Below are 15,906 nucleotides of genomic sequence, written 5' to 3' on the forward strand. Positions count from 1 at the left end.
AATTATGTCTGAGCTAAAACCAATTTTAAATGCATTGCGTCGCTCTAAAGTTGGCGCCATTTTATTATTGTTGCAAATTGCAATTACTACAGCCGTTGTGAGTAATTCGGCGTTTATCATTAGTGAAAAAATGACTTATTTAAACCAAGACACAGGCTTTGTTGAAAAAGACATTTTTACATTTCAAATGATGCATTTTGGGAATGATGTGGATTACTTGCGCCAAGCTGAGCTAGATGAGTCCACATTACGAGAGATCCCTGGTGTGATTGATGCGGTGATTGTTAACGCAGTTCCATTAAGTGGCGGAGGGTCGTCTAGCACATATCGTTTGCAGCCAACAGGACAAAAAAGTAAAGGCCTTAATGCCAGTATTTTTGAAGCCGACTCTCATTTTTTAAACTCAGTGGGTGTAAAACTTATTGAGGGGCGTAACTTTACAGACTCAGAAGTGGTGGTGTCGAATGATTATGCGCAATACCCTACTGTTGGAATTATCACACAAGCCTTGTCTGAAGAGTTATTTCCTGATGGTGACGCATTAGGTAATACGATTTATCGTGGAGATAACCCGGTAAAAGTTATCGGTATTACGGACGTAATGAAAGGACCGTGGCTAAAGTTAGATAGACGAGATTGGTCAGTCATCGTTCCTTTTGTAATGGCTGACAAACTGACACAGTTTATTGTTCGCACTCAGCCAGGAGAAAGAGCGCAAGTGATGCAGCAGGTTGAACAGCATATGTTGTCTTCAAACAGGCAGCGGGTGGTCGAAAACATTCGCGGTTTTGAGGACTTAAAAGCTGAATATGTATCATCCGACAAACTCACTATGCGTATGTTGGTGGTAATGATAGTGGTGTTAGTATTGATAACAGCGCTGGGTATATTTGGTTTGACGTTGTTTAATATTAACAAACGAACAAAGCAGATTGGTACACGCAGAGCTTTGGGCGCACGTAAATCGGATATTGTTCGATATTTTTTAATCGAAAATAGTGTCATTTCGACCTTTGGGCTTGTGACAGGTTCGGTATTGGCAGTGTTAATGGCGCAACAGTTAATGAAGCATTATTCGCTGGCTCAATTACCTCTGTCTTTTATTATTACAACGGCAGTATCGGTACTCGTGATTAGTTTATTGGCTGTGATTGGCCCTGCAAAACGTGCGGCAAATATTTCACCTAGCATTGCTACGAGAACCATCTAAACGATAGGTAAATAGGTGTGCTACACTGGCGCAGTGTAGCACATTGAAGTATAAGAATAATATGGGAAAAATACTGATAGTTGATGATAACCCCTCGATTTTAGAGGCGTTGTCTTTACTGCTTGAGATACATGATTATAGTGTGGTCACGGCTCAAAATGCATTTGAAGCGCAGCAAATTGTGCAATATCAGCGTATCGCTTTAGTGCTCCAAGATATGAATTTTTCAAACGATACAACCTCTGGAGATGAGGGTAAGGCGTTGTTTTATAAGCTCAGAGAAATTAACCCCCATCTTCCGGTTATTTTAATTACTGCTTGGACAGAACTTGAAACCGCGATAGAGCTTGTTAAGGCCGGAGCGGTTGATTACATTGGTAAGCCTTGGGATGACCAAAAACTGTTAACGAGTATTGGCAATTTAGTAGAGTTAGGTAAAAACAAAGCAAGTAATGCGCATTACGAGCGTCAACAGCAAGAGCGCGATGCACCAAAAACACGAGCAAATCTTGCTGGGCTTGTTTATGCCAGCACAGCCATGGAACGCATTGTTGATATGGCCTTACAGTTAGCAAAATCGGATGTATCGGTACTTATCACAGGCCCAAATGGTAGTGGTAAAGAGCGCATTGCAGAAATTATTCAAGCGAACTCTTTTTTAAAAGACAAGCCTTTTATTAAAGTAAATGCAGGTGCTCTGCCGCAAGAGTTGATTGAAGCAGAGTTGTTTGGGGCCGAGGCTGGTGCTTATACCGGCGCAAATAAACAGCGCATAGGACGTTTTGAAGCCGCAGACGGTGGTACTTTGTTTTTAGATGAAATCGGTAACTTACCTTTGTCGGGACAAATGAAGCTACTTAGAGTGTTGCAAACAGGTGAATTTGAACGCTTAGGTTCGGTGCAAACGCGCAAAGTGACTGTAAGGGTGATTTCTGCCACCAATGCTAACCTACTTCAAGATATACGCAGTGGCCAATTTAGAGAAGATTTATACTATCGGCTGAACGTGATTGAATTGCAGTTACCGCCACTGTGTGAGCGACCAGATGATATACTGCCATTAATAAAGCATTTTTTACCAAACCGACCGTTAACTCACCGCGCTGAGCAAGCACTGAGTGGCTACAGCTGGCCTGGTAATGTGCGAGAGCTAGAAAACGCCTGCAAGAGGGCGGCCGTGCTCACACCTGATGGGGCGTTAGATGAGCATGATTTTGCATTAAATAATGAGGCAGTAATAACGACGACAAAAAGTGTACAAAGCAAACGTGAGCCAAGTAAGCAAGAGTTACAGCAAGCAATGCATGATCACCAAGGTGTCATAGCCAAAGTTGCGCGACATTTTGGTATGACTCGTCAAGCGCTCTATCGACGTTTACAAAAGTTTGAGATAGATTATTAATGATACATAACAATAAGCTTAGCCTATCTTTAGTCCATAAAATCCAGCTAAGTATGCTCTTGGTTGTGATGCTTTGCATCGTACCAGTACTCATTTATATCCAGCTACCTTGGACTCAAGCCATAGTAATTTTGATGCTTTGCATGGTACTGACGATGTTGCTGGCGGCGTTTGTCTGTGCGCCAGTAAAGCAAGGATTAGACGCATTAGAATTGGGCCTACAAAACTTTAAAGATAGAGAATTTTCTAATCAGCTGGCATATCAAAGCGATGATCAGCTTGGTCAACTATGTGCTTTATATAATCAAACAGCTGAACAACTGCGTAAAGAAAAGCAATGGATTTACCAGCGAGAATTAATGCTAGATAAGGTGCTAGAGAGCGCCCCTCAGGCATTACTGCTTGTTAACAGCAGTGAGGTTGTTGTGTTTAGTAATTTAAGTGCGCGTAGTTTGTTGTTATCAGCTAGCCGCCTTGAAGGGCTGAATTTGGCGCAAGCAATAGAGCCAACATCAGCAGAACTTAAACAAGCCATAAGCACCGGACAAGATGGTTTGTTTAACATGCTTAATGAGCAAGAAGAAGTGCAAACTTGGCACTTGGCGACAGGTCAGTTTTTGCTTAATAACCAACGTCATAAGCTATATATATTTAAGCAACTTACGCGTGAATTAAATCGTCAAGAGGTGGTTGTTTGGAAAAAAGTGATTCGCATTATTAGCCATGAATTGAATAACTCGTTGGGACCTATGTCATCGATGTTACACAGTGGCAAAATATTAACGAAAGGCTTAGATGAGCCAAGACTGCTTAGGGTATTTTCAACGATTGAAGAGCGCATTAAACATTTAACAGAGTTTGTGCAAGGTTACGGAAAGTTCGCTAAGTTGCCCCAGCCCAAATTAGCTATTATTGATTGGCATCAATTGGTGGATGAATTGGCACAGCAATGGCAGTTTGAAAGTGATATCACATTGTGTGCCCAGCCATGTTTTGCTGATAATACGCAGCTCCAACAACTTCTTATAAATTTACTAAAAAATGCCCATGAATCGGGAAGTGCCGCTGATAAGGTTAGTTTACGCATTGAAGCGCATGATCAAGGTGTGATGATAAGTGTTACTGATGAAGGCCAAGGAATGAATGAGCAAGTGATGGCTAATGCGCTAGTACCATTTTATTCAACCAAGGCATCAGGTAGTGGTTTAGGGTTAGCTTTGTGTAGAGAAATAGTAGAAGCACATCATGGTTACTTGAGCTTGCATAACATAACACAGGCCAAAACAGGACTATTGGTTAAAGTGTTCATACCAAATAACATTTCAAGTGCTAGTTAATACGTTATTGAGCGTATTAACTAGATGTCTCTATGAGCTGCTTATGCATAATGTGACTATCAACATACCCCAACTTAGAATGTTTGTATGCATTAGGAATAGTACCGATTATCTTATAGCCAAGTCGTTGCCACAGGCGAATAGCCCCTTGGTTGGTACTGACCACACTGTTAAACTGCATCGCTGTAAAACCAAGCAACTTAGCAACTTGTTGTGAGTGTTCGCAAAGTTGTTGTGCAATGCCTTGGCCTCTTGTGGCTTCACTTACCATGTAGCCACAATTACAAATGTGGTTACTTGGTCCCATTGCATTCGCTTTTATGTAATAGGTGCCAAGCGTTTGACCATTTAACTTATAGGTAAATGTTTTGAGAGGAGCTGTACACCATAATTGGTAAGCTTTATCAAGCGACATATTAGCATCAAACGCATAGGTTGTTTGTGAAAGTATAATAGCCTTAAAAGTGGGTCAAAAGGATATAAAATCTTCGCGGGTTATTTCTGTTATCATACAATGCCTCAAAATCAGGGAGTGTGTTAGTGTACACGCTCTATCTCACTAATATCACTTTTTGGCTCATCTGGGGCTATTGGCTGAGTGCTTTTGGGTACGAATTTTTGACAGTTTTGGTTTCTTGCCTCCCAATGCTCAGTATTTTTAGCCGCCACCGCAGCTGTTGCGACAAATAAACTTGCAAACCCTACATAGGCGTCGGAATGAGTATATGGGGAGCAGGTATCGCTGCAGCTTCGGTAAAACTGGTTAGCTGATTTTAGCGCTTCAATATCGAGGACTGTTTTTTGTGCATATATTTGGCACTCTTCATCAAAATAAGTGACATTTTTTGGTACGAAGACACACCCTGATGTTAATGCTAGGATAAAAGTAAAAAGTAATGCTGCTTTCATAATGTGCTCCTGCATTGTACTTAAACGAGTTAGATTTAACGGTTGCTTATTGGTAGAAGTATCCGTTATATGTTTTATATAGCAACCGCGTGCTTAACATCAGTGACGTTCAATGTCACTTATATCACTGGCAGTTATTTTTGTCTGAATTGGCTCGTTATCTGGTTTAGTAATGTTACAGTCACGTTGGTTTTCGTGCCAGTAAACTACGTTTTTTATGACGACTACGCTTCCTGATACAACAACACTGGCTGCACTGACGAGTCCTGCAGATACGAGCATAACACCACAGGAGTGATTATCACATTCTTGTATTTGTACTGCATTTTGTGTATCCAATACCGCTTTTTTAGAGAAGATTTGGCATTGTTCATCAAAATATGTAACTTCTTTTGGCACAAAAATACAGCCCGATAAGAGTGTAACAACAGCGCTGCATAGTAAAAGCTTTTTCAAACCATGTTCCTTTTTTATTGTTAGAAAGGGTAGGATAACTTTATTATCAGCATGTTAAAGTAAAAAAGTGTTAAAATAAGGTGTGCATCATCATTGCGGCGGGTCAATATTGCCGCTTACACTGGTATTAACCCTAAACCAGCCCGCAATTGAATACCGTGTTTTTTTTGCGCTCAGTACTTCGTGAGGAAATTCATCACTTAAAAATGTCACCAACGTACCATAACTGGGGGCTACTATTTGTAAAATATTATCTGGGTTATGTGGGTCATATACAGCTAACTCTCCGCCATCTTCGCTTTGCCAAAATGGATTGAGGTATAACACCGTAGACAGAACACGATTAGTTTCGCCTTTGAATGCATCTAAGTGTTTTTTGTAAAAAGCGCCCGGTTCATAGCGTGCAAAGTGACACTCGTAACTGAATAGACCCAAAAATAGCTTGCGATTCAGGTAGCTTTGTAAGTCTTGCATATAACTCAAAAACAACGCTTCTTGAGGATTGTTGTTATCTAACCAGTGAATTTTATCACGTCGAATATACTCATTTTTAATATGTTCCTCTTGGCGGCCTATACCGGCTTTACGGAAGTCTTGTGGCGATAAAATAGTGAGTCGTTCAGTGAGGGCTAATAGTGCTGGTTCGTTTAAATCTAAACTTTGTATACTTAAACCATGTACTTGAAGGTCAAGGGCGATTTGCTCGAATAAATTACTTTGAGTTGCCAATAGGGTCACTCTTAAAGAAGGGGCGCTATAGATACCACAGGTCTTTCCTGCGAGCGAGAAAAACAATCATAAATAGGTCATTTATTTTTATCGTGCTACTACACATTAAAGGAACCTTTAAAAGGAGTGCATGGTTATTAACAGTGATATTGATCTTGTAAAAAGTTTGAAGGTCAAAAATGTGGTCAAGTTCCTGGATTATGTTCAAGTACAAAACATAGTTAACTTTAGCTCGCTAGAATGATCATTGTTTTAATAAAATTGATATGAGCGTGCGTAAACGAGCTTAATTCTCTTTCAAACAGCGAATCAATAGGGAGGCTTTGGGTAGACAGCTAATTTTTGTTTAGATACTTTGATTTGAACAAAATTCATATTTCAAAGATTAACACAACCTAATAACGAACAGATCAAAATAACAGTAAACGAAGTACACAAAAAGTGTGAAAGATATAGTACTCTTTTGATCAGCCAAAGGAATTTAGCTTTGATGACTGTTGGATACTCTCAGCGTCGGGCGTATGGCTAACTTATTCAATATATTATGTTGAATAATATGTGATTTTAGTCTTAATGGAGCACTTTAAATGCACTCTTTCATGTTAGATAGCTTTACCTCATACACTCTAGGTATTTTGGTTTTTTTTGTAGGCTTTTTATTAACCAAAAAATTTAAACTGTTGCAAGAATTTAATATCCCAGAGCCGGTAACAGGTGGGTTGCTCGCAGCGCTGGTGTTCTATTTTGTTTATATGACTGTGCAGATTGAGGTGAATTTTGATTTATCTACTCGCGACCGTTTACTTGTTTACTTTTTCACCGCGATTGGTCTTAATGCCAAATTTAGTGACCTCAAAAAAGGGGGGAAACCACTGACTATCCTGTTAGTGCTGACCTTGTCCTATATTGTTATTCAGGATGTGATTGGTATTACGGGCGCACTGGCACTTGGGCTACCGTCACAAGTTGGTGTTTTAACCGGCTCAGCGGCACTGATAGGTGGTCATGGTACTGCAATTGCTTGGGCACCAGATATTCAAGCTATGGGTATTGAGGGAGCATTAGAAATTGGTGTTGCAGCAGCTACACTTGGACTCGTGATTGCGAGTCTGATTGGTGGTCCTATTGCCAAATTTTTAATTTCCAAACATAAGTTAACTGCAGAGTCTGTTGAAGCACCGATGGTGGGTGTGGAGTACGAAAAAGTGGACTTGCAGAGGTTTAGTCACTTAAATTTTATGGCTGCCATTTTGGTGCTGCATATTTGTATTATTTTAGGTTGGATAGCAAACGAAATAATCACCGAAGTTGGTTTTAAATTGCCTCTTTTTGTAACCTGTTTGTTAGTGGGGATCATACTTTCAAATACGTTGCCGCATATATTTCCGAACATGCCTTGGCCTGCTCGCACGCGTTCATTAGCGATTATCTCTGACTTTTCTCTTAGTTTATTTTTAACTATGTCGCTGATGAGTATGCAGCTTTGGACTATTGCCAGCCTCGCGGGTCCTTTGCTCGTGTTATTAACACTACAGACTATAGGCGCTGTGTTTTTTATTTTATTGGTACTGTTTCCGCTAATGGGCCGCAGTTATCAGGCGGCCGTATTGGGAGCTGGTTTCGGTGGCTTTGCTTTAGGTGCCACGCCCACGGCAATTGCCAATATGACTGCGGTCACAAAAGCACATGGTCCGGCACCGACTGCATTTATTATTCTACCTTTGGTGTCGGCATTTTTTGTTGATGTAACCAATGCCTTTATCATCCGGTTTGCGCTGGCGTTTTAAGGCGTGTTGATCTTTGCTGTGTGTTTTTACAGCAGTCGTTCGGGTGTTTCCCCAAGGCAGAGCCTGCGCTGTATACATATTCTATGTAAGTCAGGTGATAACGTAGAAAAAATGCCCGAATGGCACTGCCTAAAAGGCAGCTTAACGGGCTTTTTTGTCTAAGCTAATAACCAACCCCTGCGATGCCTCTTCAATAAGGTCAAGTACCAATTCAAAACCATCTCCTTCACCATAGTATGGGTCTGGGATCTCTGTATATTCGCTACTTCCGAACGCTAAAAAAAGTTGTATTTTATGCTGATATTGCTCAGGGCAAAGTGCCATTAAATCGGCTAAGTTTGCTTTGTCGGCTGCTAAAATCAAATCAAAATATTCAAAGTCTAATGGTTTGACTTGTCGAGCTTGCATGGCATTAAAATTATAACCACGTTTAATACCTGCAGCCATGCTGCGCTTATCAGGGGGATTTCCTTGATGATAAGCGATGGTGCCAGCTGAATCGACTTCAATATCAAGCCTAGCATCTAATAGTTGTTTCTTTAACACGGCTTCGGCTGTAGGTGAGCGGCAGATATTACCCATACAGACTATTAGTATTTTTTTTATATCATTGTTTAGTAGGGTGTTAGTCATCAATTTTACCAATTAAGTTTGTTTTTTGGTAAGTTAACACATTCAAATAGTATAGATATAAGGTTTTTATGCTGTGCTTTTGGTGGGGTTTATAATGGAAAGTGATAAGGCTAATGTAATGGCTGCACAAGAGTGTGCAAAAATAACAGGAAATAGTTTATGCACCTCAAAACAACAGATTTAACGCAAACCAAGCAGTGGCTGAATGATGCGCAAAAGCAGCAAGTGGGTGGCGTTATTCAAGCGAGCTTTGCTAATGTTAATGTAAAAGACTATTTAGCCAAGTACTTTGAATGTACAAAGCCGCATCAAAGAAAATTGCGGCTGTATTATGATAATGATAAGCTGGTGGGGTATTGTTTACTGACCTTTAGTGACGAAATAAATATCACAGTTATAAGAGCATCGGCTGCATTTTTGCCAAAGTTTAGACAAGGCGGTAATACCTTTGCGTTCTCACTAAGCCAAAGTATTAAAGCATGGCTAACACGGCCATGGCGCAAGCATTATTACGCCGATACAATGCTCAGCCCTGCAATGTATCGTGCTATAGCTAAGAAAACAGGTGTGATTTGGCCTCACTTAACTCACCAAGCACCCTCCCAATTATTTGAGCGTTTCAACTCAGGTGGCTTACTAAGTCAGTTTAACTCGTTACGTTGTTTGGTGAAGGTTAATAGAGCAAGTAAGTATTTACAACAGGACTTAATCGCTTTTAAAACCAGCGAAAAGTTAGAAATTCAATATTATTGCCAAGTTAACCCCGGTTTTGATAAAGGCATTGCTTTGTTTGTGATTATTCCCGTAAATTTGGCTCAGATAGCAAAAACACTGTATAAAAACTTGTTTAGAAAGTAACTAGACGAACTATTGCATGAGGCATATCGTTTAAGGTACATTTATTTTGACCGTATTAATGGCCCGTTATTAAAATCACAATATGTGGATGGTATCTCAAAGCTTGATACCAAAGACTACTTCATAGAAAGTAAAGGGATATTAGTTTTATGTTGTTTAGATTTGTACTTTATACTTTGATGGCACTTGGGGTTGTGGCGTGCAATGGAGATGGTTCACCTCAACAACCCGATCTTAACTTTAAACCTAAAAATACGTTTAAACGCTTTAATAAAGAGCAAGCACCATTAGTGCTGATTGACGAAGCTCATTATAATTTTCATACCCTTAATGGCCGTTATAAACCGTTTGCACAGGTATTGCGCAGTGATGGCTACGTTGTAAAAGCAAATAAAAAAGTACTTACTAAAAAAAGCCTAGAACAAGCTGATATTTTAGTATTGGCTAATGCACTACACAAGGAGAATAGCAGAAACTGGGACGGCCCTTTTTATAACGCTTTTACTGATGAAGAAATCAGTGCAGTTAAAGCATGGGTAATACAAGGAGGTGCGTTATTTTTGGTTGCAGACCATATTCCATTTCCTAAAGCCGCTGAAAAACTTGCTGCTGCATTTGGCTTTGAATTTGCTAATGGGCATGTTAGCAAATTTACTTTCAGCAAAGACAATAAGACTTTAAAACAGCACCCGATCTTAAATAGTACAGAGCGAACTGGACAAGTTACGAAGGTGCGAAGTTTAGGTGGAGATGCGTTTAAAGTACCAAGCAATGCAAAAAATATTTTGCAACTGCCTAAAGACGCTGTGGCAGTACTGCCAGATAAGCCATTTAAGGTTAACCAGCAAACACCTAGAATCTCTATAGCTGGTTGGTCTCAAGGGGCTGTATTAGAGATAGGAAAAGGGCGGGTTGCGGTGTTTGCAGAAGCCAGTATGTTTACATCTCAAGTATATGTACCTACAGGTAAAAAGCTTGGGCTCGTATCAAAAAGTGCAGAGCAAAATGAACGGTTTTTGCTTAATGTAATGTATTGGTTATCACGGGCAATATAATGGGTGTTATTACGAATGAGGCAGTTGAAGTAAAATTTGAAAACTACCCTGCTTCAGTTCGCCCTGCACTTGATGAGCTAAGGGCGATAATCTTAGATGTTGCCAAAGATATAGGTGCGGGAGCAGTCGAAGAATCTTTAAAATGGGGCGGGCCAAATTATCGGGTTAAATCAGGTAGTCCAATAAGAATAGACTGGAAGCTAAAATCTCCCGACAACTATTACTTATTTTTTAACTGCAATACCAAATTGGTTGATACTTTTCGGCAAATTTATAGTGGCTTACTTCAGTTTGAAGGTAATAGGGCCATTGTGTTGAAGTTAAATCATCCACTTCCTATACATGCAATTAAACACTGTATTGAGCTTGCCTTAACCTATCACAAGGTGAAGCATTTGCCTTTGCTGGGAGCTTAAAAAGCTGCTTAGTTATAAGTGATTTAATAAAAATAAGCTTTATTTTCATATTATTAAAATAATCCCCTATGTTTTTCTACGTTTTCAATTTAAAGAATTTGTTTTGTATTATCACTTGGGACAGCATATAAACCAGTGCCTGTTATAAAGGAGTCGTACAGTCAACATAGGAAAATATCATGAAGTCGCACACTCTACTTTTGTGTTTAGGAATGCTTTTAATAGTCGCATGTGGTGGTAAAAAATCGCAGAATATAGATACACCGATTGCTAAAGAACCTTCGACAGACGTTATATCGTTTGATGTAAATGAAGATTATCAAGCACTTCTAGATAAAGTCGTGCGAAGTGGGTTAACGGGTGTCTCGGTCTACATAGAAACCCCAAATTTTGAGCGCGCTTATACGAGTGGTTTGTCAAATATTCAAAATAGCACCCCACTTTTGCCAGAGCATTTGTTCAGAATTGCCAGCAATACGAAAAGCTTTGTTGCAACAATCACTTTTTTGATGGCGCAAGAAGGGCAAATTGATTTAGATAAACCAATCGACTATTACCTAAGTAAAAACATTATAAGTCAGCTGCCTAATATGGATAAAATCACGATACGACATTTGTTAACGCATACCAGTGGTTTATACGATTACTTATCGACACCGGGTTTTTGGCACAAGGTTGAACAGATACCAAACCATGATTGGAGTGAGTTGGAAATGCTGGGTTACGCATATGGGCAACCCCCCATATTTAAGCCAGGCCATGGCTTTGACTATTCCAATACTAATTATTTATTGCTAGGAATGATAATCGACCATATTTTGGGATATGACTTAGCAATTGAAATACGACAACGTATTCTAGAGCCATTGGGTTTAGCAAATACTTTTTACTATCAAAGAGAAGATATTGATGGTGTATTGGTAGATGGGTATGAGCTGCAAGCAGGTAAGCTTAAAAGCTACCGCCATGTTAATTTAGGCTACCGCGCAGCCGATGGCGGTATGGTTAGCACCACAAAAGACTTAGCAAAATTCTACCGGGCGTTTGGTAAAGCGTTAACGCCGTTTAATGAGCAAATAAAACAGCAGATGTTGAGCTTGTTAAATAAACTAGACGAACACAGGCAGTATGGCGGTGGTGTTATCGTTCTTACTGAAAACAGTAAAAATACTCACCTAAATGGTAAAATGGCCTATGTTCATGGTGGTTATAACAATGGATATATCACTCGTAGTTATTACTATCCTGATGAAGATGTAAGTATTAGCCTATTTTATAACCATGTGTTTGACCGCCAACGTGAGCCAGAAAAACACAAAATGGTCGAGGAATTTAGAACTGTGATCCGAGCAAAAGTACTCGGCGGTTTGTAATTACTGATCTTATGTCCACCTGTTTAGCAGAGCCTAGTATTACTCTATGCTCTGCCTTTTACTTATTACTTACCCTTTAGTGCAAATAGCATAGTCTTTTGGACATGTTTTGGCTGTAAAGTCGCGGGTCCAACGTTTAAAATCTGCGATGTTAAGTTGCCGCCACCCTCTAATATCAATCAGTTTTTCCACGTCGATATTAAGTTCGTCAAGTGCTTGAGCAAAGCGCACCATATCGTGATAAATACGCGGCTTAGCCGTTTTTAAGTTAGTGACATAATGGTCCTCTGCAAAGACCATTTTATGTTTAGGCAAATAGACTAAAAGGTAATGCTGAGCGTGTGCTGTGGCAATGTCACTGAGTGTGAGATTACCTATGTTAAAGGGAGTTCTGTCGGGCACCACAACAAAGTCATCGGCTGAAGACTTTGACGATAATGACTCAGTAATGACGCTTTTATGTGCGTCAGAGAAGACAAGCTTTGCGCCTAGCGCGAGTACTTTATCAAGCCCTTGTAAATTTGCGTTATGATGGTGGGTAACAATAAAGTACTTAATTGGTTTGTCATTGTTAGTGCGCTTTTTGATTTCGGCAAAATTGTTTTCTATCGCATTTGCTGCCCCAAGCGCAATATAATAGTCAGAATGTTCAATAAAAATCGATAAAGCACGGCCTTTTCCTACTTGGTAAACACCGTCAGCACGCTTTTCAATATGTAAACCAGAGTAGTTAAAAGTATCTCCCCACTGAGTAAAGTTATCAAAACCTTTAAAAGCGCGAGTGATATTTGGGTTTAACTCTATATTGCGCTCGACAGAAGTAATGCGTAATGTGCCATTGATGAAAAAGTTGAGATCTTGTGCAAATACCACTTTATTAACTGTCTGATGGTTGGAGAACACATAAAGCATATTGCCAATGCGCGGGTGGGACCGTTGTATTTTACGGATCAACCCAGATGTTATATCAATAAAATAAGTAAATTGTGTGCCTGAACTTAAGGTGACGGCTAATTTTTGATGCACCTTACCTCGATAGTATTCATTACCTATGTACTGAGCTGACTTTAAATCAGTGTGCAATCGCCTAGCTTGTAACGTATCGCTACTGCGTATCAGTGAGCTGCCTAACCACTCGTAACTGGCCCACTCTTCGACAGAGTATTTGTTATGCAAAATGTCGTACATAACGGTTTTTTTACCATCATGAATCCATTTTTCTAAATCAAGGGTAGTACGAGGCGCACGATAAGATAGCAGACTCTTTTTTTGTTTTCAAAGTCGATAATAAGCTCTTCATTGATACGCCATATTTCAGGCTCACCAGGTATTTCACTTTCTCCGGGCCACGGGCCTTTATTGTAATCTAACACCTTGATACTTTTTGCGTTAATTAACGCATCACCGCCATAGGCGTTAATTACTTTACTGATGATTTCAGATTCTTGACTTACGGCAGTAGCTTTATCAAGCGCGTATGTTGAAGCAGGTATCAACAATACAACACAACTAATAGTAGCAAGCTTTTGTTTTATAAAAGGAATGAAACTGGATTTGCGAAGCCGCTTTTTTATATTTTGGTAACTTTTTGGGTTGTGCATACAGAAGGTAACCTCTAGGTGATTTTGAGGTTACATTGACATAGCTCAAATAGGTAAACGATTAAAAGTCAGTAAGCGGCTATAAATTTACGCTATGTGGCTGCATTGTTGTTCACTTTATTTAGCTGCACTAGCAGCGCCTTATAACGGCGGCTCATTTTAACCGACTCGCCATTACTCATTTGCAGTAGCGCATCGCCAAATCGGCCCTTTTCTACTTTACGGACATGTGCCAAATTGACCATGTAGGATTTATGTGAGCGAGAAAAGAATTTATCGTCTAACTCTAAGCTGAGACGTTTAAAGGAGTCCCTTGATAACATTACCTTGTCTGCAAAATGTAATGCGAGGTGATCGGCAACTGCTTCAATATAAAGGATGTCTTTTTGCTTTATGTAAAAAAGCCCCTCGCTGGTTTTTACACTCAACCCAAGTTGTGAGGTTTGCAGTTTTAGTTGTTCGTAAAATGCTTCTACCCTAGCTCGTTTTAATACCAGCGTTTGCTGTTTAATATGCTGCCTGACTTTATTTATCATGATATTAAACCGCTCTTGCTCAATTGGTTTGAGTAAGTAATCAAGCGCATTATTATCAAATGCAGCCACGGCGTATTGCCCATAGGCAGTAATAAACACAATATGAGGTAGTGGCTCGTTCCACAATTTTAATAGTGCAAAGCCATTTTGCCTTGGCATTTCAATATCTAGAAATACCACATCCGGTTTAGGCAAACTTAGCGCAGCGGGCTCGTCCACACTATAACCATGATAAACAACGCTAAAGTCGCTATGGTTTTGCAGCGCAAGTTCTAACCCTTTGTGTGCTGCAGGTTCGTCGTCAATTACCCAGCAATTTATTGTCATGCTGCAACTTCTAAAGGAATGACCAAATTGACATTAAATCGATTGTTTCCAATTTGTATGCAAAATTGCCCGCTGCTGCCATATAGTAATTCTATTCGATTTTTCACGTTATTAAGCCCTGTATTCGTGCCGTTAGTATTTGAATATGCCGTTTCTATGTATGGGTTGCTGATATTGATACACAGTAATTTATTGCGGATGGTTGCAACAAGTGTTATCTCGCAATCAGTCATTATTTGTCTGCTGAATTTGATGGCATTTTCCATTAATGGTTGCAAAATCAGTGGCGGTAAATAGGCCTGCTCGGCATCGTTTTGTATTTGATAATTAAATTGGATGTGCTGTTTACTGCGCTGTTGCTCAATTTCTACAAAGTGGTTGAGCAAGGAAAGCTCTTGGTGAAGTGGTATTTTTCTATCGAATTTGTGCTCCAGCGTAGTGCGTAGAAATTGACTGAGTTTTATCAGCATTTGATGTGCAGTTTTAGTATCTTTGTCTAATATAGCCACATCTAAGGAGTTGAGTACGTTAAATAAAAAATGTGGATTAAGCTGGGTCATTAACAGTTGCAACTGTGCTTCTTTAGCGGTGTGCTGAGCTTGTTCTATTGCTTTAGCATGTGCTTTTTTTTGTAGGTAGTTATAGCCCGAAGCAAGTAATCCTGCCCAAGCAATAATCAACAAGACACGATACGCGCTACCAGTAAGTGACTCTAATATAGGTGCTTGTATTAAAGCGGTTAAGCTGGTGTGGCCGTGCAAAATACTGGTTAAGTTATTCCAAAAAACTAGAGTCAGTAAGCCTAAAAATAATACCAATGTATATCTTACTCTGACGGATTTTTTTTCGAGCTTTATAAAAAGCATGGCAAGTAATGCGCTCGCGACCATGATAAATACTGACGAAAACACGCTCCCTTGCCAATGGTTTTCACCATAAAGTAAGTGACTTATGTGTTCAGCAGTTAAATAACTTAGCCAAAATAACACATGGCCCGCTATTAAAATTGGATACTTATGCAAATGATACTTCACCGATTTTGATTAGGTTTCGATAATGATAGGCTACAATATTATTGCTCAATCTTTGTGTAAAGCTTTGTTACGGATGTGTGAGTGAAAATAATCGTCACTCTTATCTAATTTATTTTAACTACTTCTTTTTGATATTTGCAGAGAGTCTATATAGTCCCCTAGTCATCCTGAGCTTGTTTCAGGCCCTTTGTTATTGAAGTCAAAAGCTTAATAAGATCCTGACCTTCGTTAGAGCAACGGCTT

17 protein-coding genes are annotated in these 15,906 nt (G+C 39.7%); 8 read left to right on the forward strand and 9 right to left on the reverse strand.

The features are described 5' to 3' along the window. Positions 1-4 precede the first annotated feature (4 nt). From SANK73390_RS02970 to SANK73390_RS02980, 3 genes are all read left to right on the forward strand, one after another. Positions 5-1,210, forward strand: coding sequence for an ABC transporter permease (locus tag SANK73390_RS02970; RefSeq protein ID WP_462763339.1), 1,206 nt, complete (start codon positions 5-7; stop codon positions 1,208-1,210). Positions 1,211-1,271: 61 nt separating this feature from the next. Next, the gene (locus SANK73390_RS02975) at positions 1,272-2,612 is read left to right on the forward strand and encodes a sigma-54-dependent transcriptional regulator (RefSeq protein ID WP_462763342.1); all 1,341 of its coding nucleotides are present in this window, start codon (positions 1,272-1,274) and stop codon (positions 2,610-2,612) included. After that, entirely contained in the window at positions 2,612-3,949 is a 1,338-nt protein-coding gene (locus SANK73390_RS02980) for a sensor histidine kinase (protein WP_462763345.1), read from the forward strand. The genes SANK73390_RS02975 and SANK73390_RS02980 overlap by 1 nt, the downstream gene beginning before the upstream one ends. A 16-nt stretch (positions 3,950-3,965) precedes the next feature. Here SANK73390_RS02980 and SANK73390_RS02985 read toward each other — a convergent pair whose 3' ends face one another. The 4 genes from SANK73390_RS02985 to SANK73390_RS03000 all read right to left on the reverse strand — a co-directional run bounded on the left by SANK73390_RS02985 (position 3,966) and on the right by SANK73390_RS03000 (position 6,043). Continuing rightward, positions 3,966-4,364 carry an N-acetyltransferase family protein gene (locus SANK73390_RS02985; protein ID WP_462763348.1) on the reverse strand — a complete coding sequence of 133 codons (399 nt, stop codon included), beginning with the start codon at positions 4,362-4,364 and terminating at the stop codon, positions 3,966-3,968. A 122-nt stretch (positions 4,365-4,486) separates the two neighbouring features. Further along, positions 4,487-4,858, reverse strand: a complete 372-nt coding sequence (locus SANK73390_RS02990) for a hypothetical protein (protein WP_462763351.1) — start codon at positions 4,856-4,858, stop codon at positions 4,487-4,489. A gap of 99 nt (positions 4,859-4,957) precedes the next feature. Further along, positions 4,958-5,314: a hypothetical protein gene (locus tag SANK73390_RS02995; RefSeq protein WP_462763354.1), complete on the reverse strand. Its 357-nt coding sequence runs from the start codon at positions 5,312-5,314 to the stop codon at positions 4,958-4,960. A gap of 90 nt (positions 5,315-5,404) precedes the next feature. After that, a complete protein-coding gene (locus SANK73390_RS03000; protein ID WP_462763357.1) occupies positions 5,405-6,043 on the reverse strand; it encodes a 2OG-Fe(II) oxygenase in 639 nt (212 codons plus the stop codon). 587 nt (positions 6,044-6,630) lie between these two features. On the opposite strand from SANK73390_RS03000, the gene gltS reads away from it, so the two are divergent. Beyond that, complete coding sequence (gltS, locus tag SANK73390_RS03005; RefSeq protein WP_462763360.1) at positions 6,631-7,830, forward strand: sodium/glutamate symporter; 1,200 nt, start codon at positions 6,631-6,633, stop codon at positions 7,828-7,830. 141 nt (positions 7,831-7,971) lie between these two features. On the opposite strand, the gene SANK73390_RS03010 is transcribed toward gltS, so the two are convergent. Then, positions 7,972-8,463 carry a low molecular weight protein-tyrosine-phosphatase gene (locus tag SANK73390_RS03010; protein WP_462763363.1) on the reverse strand — a complete coding sequence of 164 codons (492 nt, stop codon included), beginning with the start codon at positions 8,461-8,463 and terminating at the stop codon, positions 7,972-7,974. Positions 8,464-8,622: 159 nt separating this feature from the next. On the opposite strand from SANK73390_RS03010, the gene SANK73390_RS03015 reads away from it, so the two are divergent. From SANK73390_RS03015 to SANK73390_RS03030, 4 genes are all read left to right on the forward strand, one after another. Next, entirely contained in the window at positions 8,623-9,321 is a 699-nt protein-coding gene (locus SANK73390_RS03015; protein ID WP_462763365.1) for a hypothetical protein, read from the forward strand. Between the two features lie 149 nt (positions 9,322-9,470). Then, positions 9,471-10,376, forward strand: a complete 906-nt coding sequence (locus tag SANK73390_RS03020; protein ID WP_462763368.1) for a DUF4350 domain-containing protein — start codon at positions 9,471-9,473, stop codon at positions 10,374-10,376. Beyond that, positions 10,376-10,792, forward strand: coding sequence for a DUF1801 domain-containing protein (locus SANK73390_RS03025; protein WP_462763371.1), 417 nt, complete (start codon positions 10,376-10,378; stop codon positions 10,790-10,792). Before SANK73390_RS03020 ends, SANK73390_RS03025 begins: the two co-directional genes overlap by 1 nt. A 179-nt stretch (positions 10,793-10,971) precedes the next feature. Next, positions 10,972-12,165 carry a serine hydrolase domain-containing protein gene (locus tag SANK73390_RS03030; protein ID WP_462763374.1) on the forward strand — a complete coding sequence of 398 codons (1,194 nt, stop codon included), beginning with the start codon at positions 10,972-10,974 and terminating at the stop codon, positions 12,163-12,165. Between the two features lie 69 nt (positions 12,166-12,234). On the opposite strand, the gene SANK73390_RS03035 is transcribed toward SANK73390_RS03030, so the two are convergent. From SANK73390_RS03035 to SANK73390_RS03050, 4 genes are all read right to left on the reverse strand, one after another. Then, complete coding sequence (locus tag SANK73390_RS03035; protein ID WP_462763376.1) at positions 12,235-13,353, reverse strand: MBL fold metallo-hydrolase; 1,119 nt, start codon at positions 13,351-13,353, stop codon at positions 12,235-12,237. A gap of 32 nt (positions 13,354-13,385) precedes the next feature. Beyond that, a complete protein-coding gene (locus SANK73390_RS03040; protein WP_462763380.1) occupies positions 13,386-13,766 on the reverse strand; it encodes a hypothetical protein in 381 nt (126 codons plus the stop codon). Between the two features lie 92 nt (positions 13,767-13,858). After that, positions 13,859-14,629 carry a LytR/AlgR family response regulator transcription factor gene (locus tag SANK73390_RS03045; protein ID WP_462763383.1) on the reverse strand — a complete coding sequence of 257 codons (771 nt, stop codon included), beginning with the start codon at positions 14,627-14,629 and terminating at the stop codon, positions 13,859-13,861. Beyond that, positions 14,626-15,651 carry a sensor histidine kinase gene (locus SANK73390_RS03050; protein WP_462763386.1) on the reverse strand — a complete coding sequence of 342 codons (1,026 nt, stop codon included), beginning with the start codon at positions 15,649-15,651 and terminating at the stop codon, positions 14,626-14,628. Before SANK73390_RS03050 ends, SANK73390_RS03045 begins: the two co-directional genes overlap by 4 nt. Between the last annotated feature and the right edge of the window lie 255 nt (positions 15,652-15,906).

This window comes from Pseudoalteromonas sp. SANK 73390 (assembly GCF_054966645.1).

Coding starts and splice junctions, on each gene's coding strand:
- SANK73390_RS02970 (WP_462763339.1), top strand. CDS start 5: ATGTCTGAGCTAAAACCAATTTTAAATGCATTGCGTCGCTCTAAAGTT.
- SANK73390_RS02975 (WP_462763342.1), top strand. CDS start 1,272: ATGGGAAAAATACTGATAGTTGATGATAACCCCTCGATTTTAGAGGCG.
- SANK73390_RS02980 (WP_462763345.1), top strand. CDS start 2,612: ATGATACATAACAATAAGCTTAGCCTATCTTTAGTCCATAAAATCCAG.
- SANK73390_RS02985 (WP_462763348.1), bottom strand. CDS start 4,364: ATGTCGCTTGATAAAGCTTACCAATTATGGTGTACAGCTCCTCTCAAA.
- SANK73390_RS02990 (WP_462763351.1), bottom strand. CDS start 4,858: ATGAAAGCAGCATTACTTTTTACTTTTATCCTAGCATTAACATCAGGG.
- gltS (WP_462763360.1), top strand. CDS start 6,631: ATGCACTCTTTCATGTTAGATAGCTTTACCTCATACACTCTAGGTATT.
- SANK73390_RS03010 (WP_462763363.1), bottom strand. CDS start 8,463: ATGACTAACACCCTACTAAACAATGATATAAAAAAAATACTAATAGTC.
- SANK73390_RS03015 (WP_462763365.1), top strand. CDS start 8,623: ATGCACCTCAAAACAACAGATTTAACGCAAACCAAGCAGTGGCTGAAT.
- SANK73390_RS03020 (WP_462763368.1), top strand. CDS start 9,471: ATGTTGTTTAGATTTGTACTTTATACTTTGATGGCACTTGGGGTTGTG.
- SANK73390_RS03025 (WP_462763371.1), top strand. CDS start 10,376: ATGGGTGTTATTACGAATGAGGCAGTTGAAGTAAAATTTGAAAACTAC.
- SANK73390_RS03030 (WP_462763374.1), top strand. CDS start 10,972: ATGAAGTCGCACACTCTACTTTTGTGTTTAGGAATGCTTTTAATAGTC.
- SANK73390_RS03035 (WP_462763376.1), bottom strand. CDS start 13,353: ATGTACGACATTTTGCATAACAAATACTCTGTCGAAGAGTGGGCCAGT.
- SANK73390_RS03040 (WP_462763380.1), bottom strand. CDS start 13,766: ATGCACAACCCAAAAAGTTACCAAAATATAAAAAAGCGGCTTCGCAAA.
- SANK73390_RS03045 (WP_462763383.1), bottom strand. CDS start 14,629: ATGACAATAAATTGCTGGGTAATTGACGACGAACCTGCAGCACACAAA.